The organism is Pseudoxanthomonas sp. 134C1, from assembly GCF_057773065.1.
This window is the reverse complement of record NZ_JBYMTH010000003.1, coordinates 1-12,960: the sequence shown is the minus strand read 5'-3', so window position 1 is coordinate 12,960 and position 12,960 is coordinate 1. Positions and strand designations below refer to the sequence as shown.

8 protein-coding genes are annotated in these 12,960 nt (G+C 63.6%); 5 read left to right on the top strand and 3 right to left on the bottom strand.

Annotated elements, in window-relative coordinates; translation table 11 throughout:
• Nucleotides 1-45: 45 nt before the first annotated feature.
• From AC3DEZ_RS07080 to AC3DEZ_RS07070, 3 genes are all read left to right on the top strand, one after another.
• Complete coding sequence (locus AC3DEZ_RS07080) at nt 46-759, top strand: murein L,D-transpeptidase catalytic domain family protein (RefSeq protein WP_488387588.1); 714 nt, start codon at nt 46-48, stop codon at nt 757-759.
• Nucleotides 760-779: 20 nt separating this feature from the next.
• Nucleotides 780-1,256: an OsmC family protein gene (locus AC3DEZ_RS07075; protein ID WP_488387587.1), complete on the top strand. Its 477-nt coding sequence runs from the start codon at nt 780-782 to the stop codon at nt 1,254-1,256.
• Nucleotides 1,257-1,336: 80 nt separating this feature from the next.
• Nucleotides 1,337-2,404, top strand: coding sequence for a LacI family DNA-binding transcriptional regulator (locus AC3DEZ_RS07070; protein WP_447105270.1), 1,068 nt, complete (start codon nt 1,337-1,339; stop codon nt 2,402-2,404).
• Nucleotides 2,405-2,435: 31 nt separating this feature from the next.
• Here the strand turns inward: AC3DEZ_RS07070 and AC3DEZ_RS07065 are convergent, their stop codons facing one another.
• Entirely contained in the window at nt 2,436-4,109 is a 1,674-nt protein-coding gene (locus tag AC3DEZ_RS07065; RefSeq protein WP_488387586.1) for an alpha-amylase family glycosyl hydrolase, read from the bottom strand.
• A complete protein-coding gene (locus AC3DEZ_RS07060; RefSeq protein ID WP_488387585.1) occupies nt 4,109-5,500 on the bottom strand; it encodes an MFS transporter in 1,392 nt (463 codons plus the stop codon). The genes AC3DEZ_RS07065 and AC3DEZ_RS07060 overlap by 1 nt, the downstream gene beginning before the upstream one ends.
• 377 nt (nt 5,501-5,877) lie before the next feature.
• Between AC3DEZ_RS07060 and AC3DEZ_RS07055 the strand changes: the two genes are divergently transcribed.
• Together AC3DEZ_RS07055 and AC3DEZ_RS07050 are read left to right on the top strand one after the other, a co-directional pair.
• Complete coding sequence (locus AC3DEZ_RS07055; protein ID WP_488387584.1) at nt 5,878-7,494, top strand: alpha-glucosidase; 1,617 nt, start codon at nt 5,878-5,880, stop codon at nt 7,492-7,494.
• A 262-nt stretch (nt 7,495-7,756) separates the two neighbouring features.
• Nucleotides 7,757-10,507 (top strand): TonB-dependent receptor, encoded by a 2,751-nt coding sequence (locus AC3DEZ_RS07050; RefSeq protein WP_488387583.1) that lies wholly within the window; start codon nt 7,757-7,759, stop codon nt 10,505-10,507.
• 480 nt (nt 10,508-10,987) lie between these two features.
• Here AC3DEZ_RS07050 and AC3DEZ_RS07045 read toward each other — a convergent pair whose 3' ends face one another.
• On the bottom strand, nt 10,988-12,742 hold the full coding sequence (locus tag AC3DEZ_RS07045) for a PDDEXK family nuclease (RefSeq protein WP_488387582.1): 1,755 nt from the start codon (nt 12,740-12,742) through the stop codon (nt 10,988-10,990).
• Nucleotides 12,743-12,960: the final 218 nt, after the last annotated feature.

Below are 12,960 nucleotides of genomic sequence, written 5' to 3'. Positions count from 1 at the left end.
GCGGAACGGCACTCGCATCTTTCCTCCGTTGCCCCGTGGTTCCGTATGCCGCCCCGTTTCCGCCTGCTCTCCCTCGCCAGCCTGCTCGCCAGCGTCGCCCTGCCGGGGCACGCGCAGAACGCACCCGCCGCCGGCCTGGTCGACCAACTCGCGCGCACCGCGCCAAAACTGGATCGCAAGGTGCTTTCGCTAGCCACCCAGGCGATGTCCTGCGCACTGCGTGGCACCGCGCTGCCGCCGACCCTGAGCGTGATCGACTATTCGCGGCCATCCACGCAGCCGCGCCTGTGGGTGTTCGATCTGGCGCGGCAACGCCTGCTGTTCGAGGAATGGGTGGCGCATGGCCGCAACACCGGCGAGAACCTGGCCAGCCGTTTCTCCAACGAAAACGGCAGCTACATGTCCAGCCTGGGTGCGTTCCGTACCCAGGAAAGCTATGTCGGTGGCAACGGCTACTCCCTGCGTCTGGAAGGGCTGGAGCCGGGCATCAACGATCGCGCGCGCGACCGCGCCATCGTCATCCATGGCGCGCCCTATGTCAGCGAAACCCTGATCCGCCAGCAGGGCAGGCTCGGCCGCAGCCTGGGCTGCCCGGCGGTGCGCACCGCGGTGGCGCGACCGCTGATCGACACGATTCGCAACGGTTCGTTCGTGTTTGCCTACTATCCGGACCAGGACTGGTTGCGTCATTCCCGGTTGCTCGGCGCGGGCTGCGATGGCGGCACGGCCGGCGCGACAGCCGCGCGCGCCCAACCCTGATTTCCTTCCGGAGCCTTTCGATGAGCGAGAACCCGCGCCTGACCATCACCCTGCACCAGGAGCAGGATTTCCAGTTCCGGGTCCGCTTCGACGGTACCGCCATTCCGGAACTGCTCACCGACGAATCCGAACCGCTGGGGCAGGGCGCCGGTCCCAGCCCGACGCTGATGCTGACCACCGCGATCGCCAACTGCCTGTCCGCCAGCCTGTTGTTCGCGATGCGCAAGTTCAAGAACCAGCCCGGTCCCCTGGTGACCACCGCGACCACCGAACTGGTGCGCAACGAACAGGGACGGTTGCGGGTCGGCCATGTGCAGGTGGACATCCAACTGGCGGAAGCCGCGGCGGCGTATCAGTCGCTGGAACGGCTGCTGGCCCAGTTCGAGAACTTCTGCACGGTCACCGAGAGCGTCCGCCACGGTGTCGAGGTCTCGGTCAGCGTCCGCGACGCCGACGGCATGCAACTGCACGGCATCGAGGCTCCCGCCGGCGCCTGAACGCCGGAGGCGCATGGTCCCGGCGCCCGCGCGGACGGTCCCGCGGGCTTCCGCTGCCGTCGGCGCGGTCGCGTGGCATGATGCCGGGGTATGCCGACCACGCCCCGTTCATCGTGATTGCTCCCATCAAAGGCAAGGCCACGTCCCTGGACATCGCCCATCTGGCCGGCGTGTCGCAGCCGACCGTGTCGCGCGCGCTGCGCGGCAGTCCGATGGTCAACGAGGAAACCCGCAAGCGCATCCAGGCGATCGCCGCGGAGCTGAACTACAAGGTCGACAAGAACGCCTCCAATCTGCGCCGCCAGCACTCGGGCACGATCGCGTTGCTGTTCTTCGAGGACCCCACGCCCGACGACTCCCAGATCAATCCGTTCTTCCTGTCGATGCTGGGCTCGATCACCCGCGCCTGCGCGCTGCAGTCCTATGACCTGCTGATTTCGTTCCAGCAACTGTCGACCAACTGGCAGGCCGACTACGAGGACAGCAACAAGGCCGACGGCCTGATCCTGCTGGGCTACGGCGACTATCTGGAGGCGCAGTCGCGGCTGGAGCAACTGGTCCAGCAGGGCACGCATTTCGTGCGCTGGGGCGCGGTGCTGCCCGGACAACCCGGCATCTCGATCGGTTGCGACAACTTCCAGGGCGGGCACGACATCACCGTGCACCTGATCGGGCAAGGGCGGCGCGACATCGCCTTCCTCGGCCACGCCTCCAACCACTATCCCGAATTCTTCGAGCGCTATCGCGGCTACGCCCAGGCCTTGCAGGACGCCGGCAGCCCGGCGCAGCCATCGCTGCAGGTGGATGCGGTGACCAGCGAACAGTCCGGCTACGAGGCGGTGCAGGAGCTGCTGAAGCGCAAGGTCCGCTTCGACGCCATTTTCGCCGCCAGCGATCTGATCGCGATCGGTGCGATGAAGGCGCTGCACGAGCATGGCCGGCGGGTTCCGGACGACGTGGCGGTCGCCGGCTTCGACGACATTCCGTTGGCCGCGTTCGTCACTCCGGGGCTGTCGACCGTGCAGCAGGACACCAAGCGGGCGGGACAGATCCTGGTGGACAGTCTGCTCCGGCTGATCAATGGCGAGGCGGTGGAAAGCCAGTCGATTCCCGCGCGGGTGATTCCGCGCGGCTCCACCGGCGCCTGAACGCACGCGGGTCCCGCGCGACCAGCGTGCGTCAGTCGGCTTTCGGCGCCTTGCGCATCATCAGATCCCGCAGGCGGGCAAGGGTGTCGGCGCGGGTGATCGCGCCATCGAAGAAGAACACCCGCACGCCGTGAGCGGGCACGTCCGCGCGCAGCTCGCCGTCCACCCGCACCGGTGTGCCGTCGAAGCCATCGCGCCACTCGCCATCCTGCAGGTATTCGTTCACGCGCATGGTCGCCGGCCGATCCGCCTTGTTCAGCAGCACCAGCGCGGTCTGTCGTTCGCCACCATGGTCGTGGATCCGGTAGAAAACGGCTTCGTCGCCCTTGAGCGACACATTCAATTGCAGGCCGCGTTGCAGGGCGATCGAATCACGACGCAGCGTGGCGATGCGTTTCAGCCCCGCATGGATGGGATGCGCCTTGGCCGCGTCGATGCGGGCCTGGCCGAAGTAGTTGCGATTGCCGGCGTGCTCGGCGCGCCCGCGCATGAATCCGGTCTCCGAGCCGTAGTAGATCACCGGGATGCCGCGCGCGGTGAACAGCCAGTTGTGCGCGTCGATGAAACCCGTGTCCGGGGCGTTCATGCGCGCCATGTCGTGGTTGTCGTAGAAAGTCATCAGTTCGTACGGGTTCGCATACGGGCCGTCCTCCAGATACAGCGCCTTGCCCAGCTCGGCGAAATCGCTGCCGGGTTTCTCGAACACCTCGACCAGTTTCGCCTTCAGCGGAAAATCGAGCACGCTGTAGCCACCATTGCGGCGCCAGGTATGGCCGGCGATGCTGGCGGCGTCGTAGTTGAAGTTCTCGCCGAACATGAAGAACCCGGGCCGCCTGGCGCGGATGCGATCGGCGAAGCGCTTCCAGAAGTCATGCGGCATCCACGCGATGGTGTCGACCCGGAAGGCGGCCGCGCCCTGATCGATCCACTGCTCGTAGGCGCCCACCAGATAGTCGAGCACCGCCGGATTGTCCTGGTCGAAGTCGGACAACTGGGCCAGGCCGCCGCCGGTGTTGTAGAAGGCATGCAGCGGATTGCCCCTGGGGTCCAACCGCTCCGGTCGCAGGTTCTGGTGATCGGCGACCAGTCGGCCGTCGCGATCCCATAGCTTGCCGTACTGCGCCTGCGGCGCGGGCATGGTGTAGGAAGGCGAACCGTGGTTGGCGACGATGTCCAGCACCACATCGAGCTGCTGCCCCTTCATCGCGCGGGTGAAGCCCGCGAAGTCCAGCCCGGGACTCGGAAGATGTTCGTCGAGGCGATAGAAATTGATGCCCCAGTAGCCGTGATAGCCGGTCTTGCCGCGATCGGTGAAGGCGCCATTCCAGGTCACCGGATCGCCACCGGTGAAGGCTTCGTCCGGGTTGTCGACGATGGGCGTGACCCAGACCGAAGTGAAGCCCAGGTCGCGGATGTAGCCGGCGTTGTCGACGATGCCCTGGAAGTCGCCGCCCAGGTAGCCGACGTTGTCGGATTCGCCGGCGGGCGCGCCGGGTGTCGGCAGGTTGAAGCTGCGATGCGCGCCGCCCTGATCGCGATGATCGTTGGACGGGTCTCCGTTGACGAAGCGATCCGTCAGCACGAAGTACACGGCCTCGCGGGCGAAAGGTTCGGTGGTGCCGTAGAGATCACCGGCCTGGCCGACGGCGGGAAACAGGAGGCCGGGCAGCAAGGTGGCCAGCAGCGTGCGTACGGGAACTCGCATCAGTGCACCTGCGGAGTGAAGGGCGCCGTCGCCGGCGGTGCGGAGTGTTCATGCACGCGCGCCAGCGAGAGCGCGGCCAGCAACAGGCTGGCACCGCTGATCACCAGTGCGAAGATCGGCTGGTTGCCGAAGAACGCGCGCAAGACCGGGCCCAGCAGGGTGGCCGCGACGATCTGCGGAATCACGATGAACATGTTGAAGATGCCCATGTAGATGCCCATGCGATCGCCCGGCACGTGGCTGGACAGCAGCGCGTAGGGCATCGACAGGATGCTGGCCCAGGCCACGCCGACCAGGGCGAACGACAGGATCAGCCAGCCCGGTTGCGGCACGAACCACATCGACAGGAAACCCAGTCCGCCGAGCGCCAGCGATCCGGCATGCACCGCCTTGCGGTTCAGCGGCAGGCGCGCGGCATAGAGCGACAGCAGCAGCGCGATCAGCATCGACGACAGTCCGTAGTAGCCCATGTAGGAACCCACCAGATCGGCGGCGTTCTGGAACGCGGCGTTCGCGCCACGGAAGGCGGCGGCCTGCGCGGGCACGGCCATGTCGAAGGCGGCTGGATCCGGCGCGGGGGCCTGGAACACATGTTCGGTCAGACCGGGCGTGGCCATGCTCCACATCGCGAAGAACGCCAGCCAGCTGAAGAACTGGACCACGCCCAGCCGGCGCATCTGCGCGGGCATGTGAATCACGTGGTGCAGGATTTCGGCGAACAGTCCTCCCTGCGCGCTCCGATGGGCCCGGAACCGCGCTTCGTCTTCCGGCGGATATTCCCGCGTGCTCAGCACCGTGACCAGGATGCTGACAAGGAACACGAACGCGCCGATCGCGAAGGCGATCTTCACCGAAGGCGGAACCACGCCCGGGCCGGCCTCGTTGGAAACGCCGAGGCGGGTGACCAGCCAGGGCAGGTTGCTCGCCAGCCAGGTACCGATGCCGATGATCAGGGTCTGCAGCACGAAACCATAGGAACGCTGGCTGTCCGGCAGTTTGTCCGCCACCAGCGCGCGGAACGGCTCCATGCTGATGTTGATGGAGGCGTCCAGGACCCACAGCAGGCCCGCCGCCACCCACAGGGTGGGCGAGTGCGGCATGAACACCAGTGCGACCGAACTGAGCACGGCGCCGGCCAGGAAGTACGGGCGGCGACGGCCCAGTCGGGGGTGCCAGGTGCGGTCGCTGAAGTAGCCGATCACCGGCTGCACCAGCAGACCGGTCAGCGGCGCGGCGATCCACAGCAACGGCAACGAGTCCTTCTCGGCGCCCAGGGTCTGGAAGATGCGCGACATGAAGCCGCCCTGCAGCGCGAAACCGAACTGGATGCCGAGAAAGCCGAATGACATGTTCCAGATCTGCCAGAAGGACAGGCGCGGCTTCGGGGTCATGCGGGGTACCTGGAGAGAGTCGGTGCGGGTATCGCCGGAAGGCGCGCGGTCGTGGTGCCGGAGAATCTTGACGCATCGCGTGGCGATTCCATGCTGCACCGCAAACAGGATTTCGCGAGGATTCGACGGGTGAAAACCGCTTGTCCGGAGTCGATGGGTGGCGAAAAAGACCTTGTTTTTGGCTGCGCGGAAGAGTTTGCGCATCCGGCGGCGGATGCGCGTTGCCGGCGAAGACACGCCGGCGTATTCGCTTCCATGCATACGTATTCATGCCCATGCAAACCCTTGGCGTCGCGCCGGCGATGCGCGGGCATGGAATAGTGACGCCCGTTGCGTGACCGGCCGGCACGCCGAACCAATCGAAATCCGGGGAAGCGATGGACAACAAGCACTGGTGGCGTGGCGCGGTGATCTATCAGATCTATCCGCGCAGCTTCCTGGATACGAATGGCGACGGCGTGGGCGATCTGCCCGGCATCGTCGACAAGCTGGACTACATCGCCAGCCTGGGCGTGGACGCGATCTGGATCTCGCCGTTCTTCAAGTCGCCGATGGCCGACTTCGGCTACGACATCGCCGATTACCGCGACGTGGATCCGCTGTTCGGCAATCTGGCCGACTTCGATCGCCTGCTGGACAAGGCGCACGCGCTCGGCATCAAGGTGATGATCGATCAGGTGTTGAGCCACTGCTCGGCCGAGCATGCGTGGTTCAAGGAGAGCCGCGAGAGCCGCGACAACCCGAAGGCCGACTGGTATGTCTGGGCCGATCCGAAGGAAGACGGCACCGCACCCAACAACTGGATGTCGCTGTTCGGCGGCGTGGCGTGGCGCTGGGAGCCCCGGCGCGAGCAGTACTACCTGCACAATTTCCTGGCCGCGCAGCCGGACCTCAATTTCCATCATCCGGAAGTGCGCGCCGCCACCCTGGACAACGTGAAGTTCTGGCTGGACAAGGGCGTGGATGGCCTGCGCCTGGATGCGATCAATTTCTGCTTCCACGACCGCCAACTGCGCGACAACCCCCCGAAGCCGAAAGAGATGCGGGTCGGACGAGGGTTCAGCGCCGACAATCCCTACGCCTACCAGTATCACTACTACAACAACACCCAGCCGGAGAACGTGGCCTTCCTGGAGGAACTGCGGGCGCTGATGGACCGCTACCCGGATGTGGCCGCGCTTGGCGAGATTTCGTCCGAGGATTCGCTGGCGACCACCGCCGAGTACGTGACCGGGCGCCGCCTGCACATGGGCTACAGCTTCGAACTGCTGACCGACGATCACAGCGCAGGCTACATCCGCGGCACGGTCGAACGGCTGGAAGCGGCGATGAGCGAAGGCTGGCCCTGCTGGGCGGTGTCCAACCACGACGTGCAACGCGCGGTCACCCGTTGGGGTGGAGGCGAGCCGTCGCCCGCGCTGGCCACTCAACTGGTGGCGCTGGTGTGCTCGCTGCGCGGCTCGGTGTGCCTGTACCAGGGAGAAGAGCTCGGCCTGCCCGAGGCCGACGTGCCTTACGCGGATCTGCAGGATCCGTACGGCAAGACCTTCTGGCCCAACTTCAAGGGCCGTGACGGCTGCCGCACGCCGATGCCCTGGACGGCGCAGGAAAGCGCCGGATTCAGCGCCGGCAGGCCATGGCTTCCGATTCCCGGGGAACACCGGGCGATCAGCGTGGCCCGCCAGGAACAGGACACGGGCTCGGTGCTTGGCCAGGTGCGCCGCTTCCTCGCCTGGCGCCGCGACCAGCCGGTACTCCAGACCGGCGCCATCGCATTCCTCGATGCGCCGGAACCGGTGCTCGCATTCCGCCGTGATGGCGACGGACCATCGCTGCTGGCGGTGTTCAACCTGTCCGCGCAAGCCGTGCGATGGTCGCTTCCCGGGCACATGTCGGTGCAATCGATCGAGGGCCCCGGGTTGGCGTCGGGGCATCTCGAAGATCGCCAGGTGGTGCTGCCGGCGCGCGGTGTCTACTACGCGCGTATCGACTGATCCGGGACATTTTCCGGAAAACGGATTTCCAGCGAACGTGTCGGGCGCGCGGCGCATGCCGTGCGCGCTACGCGCGCGCGGAACATGGGTTACATGCGTCGGAAAAACCGGATGAATACGTATGCAGGGCGATTTGTGCAGCGGTTCCGGCCACTACCATTGCCGCACGTTCCAGCGCAATCCAGCGTGCTGGCGCGACAGACCCGGACGATCTCATGCGACGCATCCGGATCGAGCACACAACGTCCTTGGAGAGGGGAACATGTTGCAACACAAGCGCAATCTGCTGAGTGCGGCGCTGGCATCGGCCATCGCACTGACCGCGACCGGCGTGCAGGCACAGACCACCACCACCACCGAACCGCAGCCGCAGGCCGAGGCCACCGAGCTCGATACGGTCACCGTCACCGGCATCCGTCGCGGCATCGAGGAAGCGATCTCGGTCAAGCGTGATTCCACCTCGATCGTCGAAGCCATTTCCGCCGAGGACATCGGCAAGCTGCCCGACATCAGCATCGCCGAGTCGCTGGCGCGCCTGCCGGGTCTGGCGGCGCAGCGCGTCGCCGGTCGCGCCCAGGTGATCAGCGTGCGCGGCCTGTCCCCGGACTTCTCCACCACGCTGCTCAACGGCCGCGAGATGGTCAGCACCGGCGACAACCGCAGCGTCGAATTCGATCAGTACCCGTCCGAACTGATGAGTGGCGTCACCGTCTACAAGACGCCGGACGCGGGCCTGGTCGGACAGGGCCTGTCGGGCACGCTGGACATGCAGACGGTGCGTCCGCTGAGCTTCGAAGAACCGGTCGGCGCCGTCGGTTTCCGCGGCCAGCGCAATTCGCTGGGCAAGTCGGCCGACGCCTCCGCCTATGGCGAGCGCATCAACGCCAGCTACATCACCCGGTCCAAGGATCGCCGCTTCGGCTTCGCCATCGGTTATTCGCATTCGAAGACGCCGATCCAGGAAAACCAGGTCGGCCTGTACGAGCCCTGGCAGGCCGTGGGTGACAACTGGCGTCCGGGCGTGCCGGCAGGCACCTTCTACTCCGACGGCATCAAGGCGCTGCGCCGCACCGGTGAAACCAAGCGCGACGGCGTGATGGCGACCTTGCAGTTCCGTCCCTCCAACGCCTGGACCAGTACGCTGGATCTGTTCCACTCCGAGGCCGAGCAGGTCAACACGGCCAACCAGTTCGAAGTGCATGTCGGCGACTACAACGGTGGTTATGGGCGGTTGAACGTCACCAACCCCGTCATCAATGGCAACAACACCTTCACCGGCGGCACCGCCAACAACGTGTATCCGTTGGTCCGCGGCATGTACAACCACCGCGAAGACGAGATCAACGCGTTTGGCTGGAACAACGAATTCAATGTCGGCCAGATCCGCCTGGTCGCCGATGTCAGCTATTCCAAGACCAAGCGCGACGAGATCAACCTGGAGAACAACACCCAGCTGTTGCCGGCTCCGCAACTGGACTCGGTCGCGCTGGCCTATCGCAAGAACAACTTCTCCCAGCTCAATCCGGGGCTTGATTACTCCAATCCCGCATCTCTGTTCCTGACCAACACCATCTACGGATCCGGCTACGGCAAGACCCCGAAGGTCGAGGACGAGCTGAAGGCGATCAAGCTGGCGGCGTCGCTGCCGCTGCCCGAATCGTGGGGTTGGTTCTCGGATCTGGACGTGGGCCTGAACTATGCCGACCGCCACAAGTTCAAGCGCCAGCCGGAGGGCAACATCAATCTGGGCGCGCAGGGCATCACGGCGATCGGTTCCGATCTCCAGTACGGCCTGGTGGACCTGAATTTCGCCGGCGTCGGCTATATTCCCTCCTGGAACGTGCCGGCCGCGGTCGCGCGCTACATGGTGTTCAATCCGGTCGACAACCTGTCCTACCTGATCCCGAAGGCCTGGGATGTGGACGAGGAGATCTCCACCGCCTTCGTCCGTGCGAACATCGACACCGAATGGGGCGGGGTGCCGGTGCGCGGCAACATCGGCGTGCAGGTCCAGCATGTCGACCAGGCATCGCAGGCACGCTACTGGGACAGCACCCAGCCGGCCGGCAGCAACATCCAGCCGCTGGACGGCGGCAAGACCTACACCGACGTGCTGCCCAGCCTGAATCTGGCGTTCTCCTTCCCGCATGAGCAGACCCTGCGCGTGGGTCTGGCCAAGCAGGTCGCGCGCCCGCGCGTGGATGAGCTGCGCTCCTCGCTGGAATTCGGCGTCAACACCGCCACCGGCGAGCCGGGGGCCAGCGGCGGCAATCCGAATCTGGATCCGTGGCGCGCCTACGCGTTCGATCTGTCCTACGAGAAGTACTTCGGCACCAAGGCGTATGTCTCGGCCGCGTTCTTCTACAAGGATCTGCGCACCTACATCTTCACCGAGAAGCGCTACGGCTACGACTTCACCGATTTCCTGGTGGACTACGTGCCGGGCCCGAACGAGCCGCCGACTCTGACCACCGGTCCGTTCACCGCGCCGTACAACGGCACCGGTGGCACCCTGAAGGGCCTGGAGCTGACCGCCTCGCTGCCGCTGGATCTGTTCAGCGACGCGTTGCGGGGGTTCGGCATCATCGCCAGCGCCGGCTTCAACGACAGCGACATCACCATCCCGCCGCCGCCGAACGCACAGAGCAGCGTGGGCAGCCAGAACATCATGCTGCCGGGCCTGTCCAAGCGGGTGTACAACCTGACCGCGTACTACGAGCGCAACGGGTTCGAGGCGCGCGTCAGCCAGCGTCGCCGTTCCGACTTCATCGGCGAAATCGGCAACTTCGATGGTGACCGTTCGCTGCGCTACGTGGTCGGCGAGGACATCACCGACGCGCAGGTCGCCTACAACTTCGGCGACGGCAGCGCGCTGGCCGGCCTGAGCATCCTGTTCCAGGTCAGCAACCTGACCAACTCGCCGTACCAGACCTACGCCGGCAGCAAGGACCGGCCGCTGGAATACATCGAGTGGGGCCGCACCTACCTGTTCGGGGTGAACTACCGGTTCTGATGCCGGTACCCGTCGAAGGAAAACGGAGATTGCCGGCGCGAGCCGGCAGTTTCCTTTTGGGGGCGGAAGGAAGCAACGGAATTCCGTTCCGGATGATGGCGAAATTTTAGCCAACCACCTTGACAGCCTTGCCACGACAGGGCGCGCGAGGGTTATCCACATCTTTGTGCGGATTTCATCCACACGGTTTGTGGACAAGCACGACGAGGCGGGTTCGGCGGAGGATCATGCCGTGGCCGGCACGCAATCCAAAAAGAAAGGGCCAGACTCGCGTCTGGCCCTTCCGGTATTTTTGGTGGAGAGGATGGGGATCGAACCCACGACCTCGTCATTGCGAACGACGCCTAACCCATTGATCAATTAGGGGTTAAGTCCTTTGGGATCATCAGGTTGGCCGATCTAGCTTGGACTCTACTAACCCTTGTAAGCGGGCCGGAAGCCTTCAGCAGAAGGCGCGCCGCACTTGCTAAGGTATGCGCGTCAGGGGAGGGGAAGGGCTTCGTCGCCTTCCGCACTGTTAGCGCCCGTTGCCAGTTCAGCCAGAACCAAGGGAATGTACTTCGAGTGCGCGCGTTTCAGGTAGCCAAGTTCACTGTCGGAGTCTGCTTGGTAGTCGAGCTGTTGACTAAAAAAATGCAGCCGTGCCCGAGCATCGTTCAGGATTTCGGACCAAGTTTTAGCCCAGACCGTGATGTTGAGTTCATCGCTGTCGAAAACGAGGCCATTCGGACGATTCTTCTGCCGAGCTTTGAGTTGGGCGTGCTCGTCCATGTCGTTGCCTACGATCATGAACGTCCACTTTGTCTGCTTCTGGTGGAAGCGATGGTCCTTTGCTACTGCGATGGCATAACTTTCGATCTGGGCCATCACCTCAGAGTTGGTCTTTTGCTTTGGGCGTTTCAATTCCACAACAAGATATTCATGGCTTCCTTGCGTCGGTCGGATTGACCTGGCAAGCATCAGGTCAATGCGGCCTCCTTTGTCATCCTCACGTAGGACGGGATCCTCGGTTGTCTCCCCCTCGTCGTCGGAACGCTTTCCAAGCTTGTCGATGTAGATGTCCAACACATCCTCCAGCGCCTTCTCAGAACCGGCTAGGTTGAAATCTTCCTTGAAGATCCATGATTCGACTTCCAGCGCTTTGTGCAGTTGATCTCTTTCCAACAACTTTTTCTTGCTCCCCTTGTTGAACAGAAGGTCACTAAGCGCTTCAACGAAGTTGAGGCGGTCAGCCACGATCTTGGCAGACGTAATGATCTTGGAAAGTGTTGTCTTTTGAAGCAGTGTCGCCAGATCGTCCTGTTCATCCTTTCGGAGGTTTAGAACCTCATCCATGATTGTGCGGACTGAGTCGGGGTTCTCCCGGATCGCCTGTGCAAGCAGTCTAAATGTGAACCTCCTCGACTTGGAGGGAGCTTCATCGAAGGCGGGTAGGTGATCCTCAACGTTGAGTGCGAGGATGTCGAACACTTGGCGCTCGATCTGCTCAGAGGCGTGGACTTCAGTCTTGTCCTCGTAAGGGTAGATTTTTTCGTCCTTCCATCGCTGGATAGTCTCGCTTCGATGTTGCAGGATGCGACGACGAAAGTTTTCGCGGACCCTCCCTTTGACAGCCTTGAGGATGTCGGCAACGTCTTGGCTCAGATCGGAAAGGGCAAGTGATCCCGTGGCATCAAGGTCCCTGAAATGGTCGCTCTTCACGTAGACCGTGAAGTTGTATCCCGGTGCTTTAATCTGCGAAGCAACTGGAATCTCGTGAAGTGAAACGCCCGCCTTGTCGCAAAGTTCGAACATGCGGTCCGTCGGTACAGACCATTCAATGATGGAAACGGCGACCGGCACGCGCATTCCGTTCTGAAGCTCTACATCCCCGAGGTGGATGTCCTCCTTGTGCGTTTGAACGGTTGATGGGTCAATCTTGACCCCATCGTAGTACAGGGTCAGTCCGGGTGACTCTGTAAGGTACGCCGCGAACTGTTTGGTGATTTCGATTGGCGCTTTGCCGTTAGTAAGGGAAGGTAGGCTTGATTCAAGGTTCTCGACAACAACTTCCGTTCCCAGGAATTTGGTGTCTGCATCCCTCGATGGCGAGGCCCGAAACCCCGTCATGTGACTGGCGCGACCGGTAATAGTGTAGGACTTGAAATCTGCGCCATCGCGATAGGTCGTGCGCCACTCGACGCTTTCGCCAAGCGCAAAGGCGCGGAAACGCCCTTTGCCCTTCTTTCCATGCAAGGAGCGGCCTTTGTAGCGATGGGTTTGAGCCTTCCAAGAGTCGCCCAGTCCTCCAAACAATGCATCCAGCTGGCTTCGATCAATACCGTCTGGGTTCTACCCCGCTAACACGGACACTTCAAAGAAGCCTCATCATGGGGCAGGAGGAGTGTCATGGCACAACGAAGAAAGTTCAGCGAAGAGTTCAAGCGTGAGGCGGTTGGCCTGACGCGGCTTCC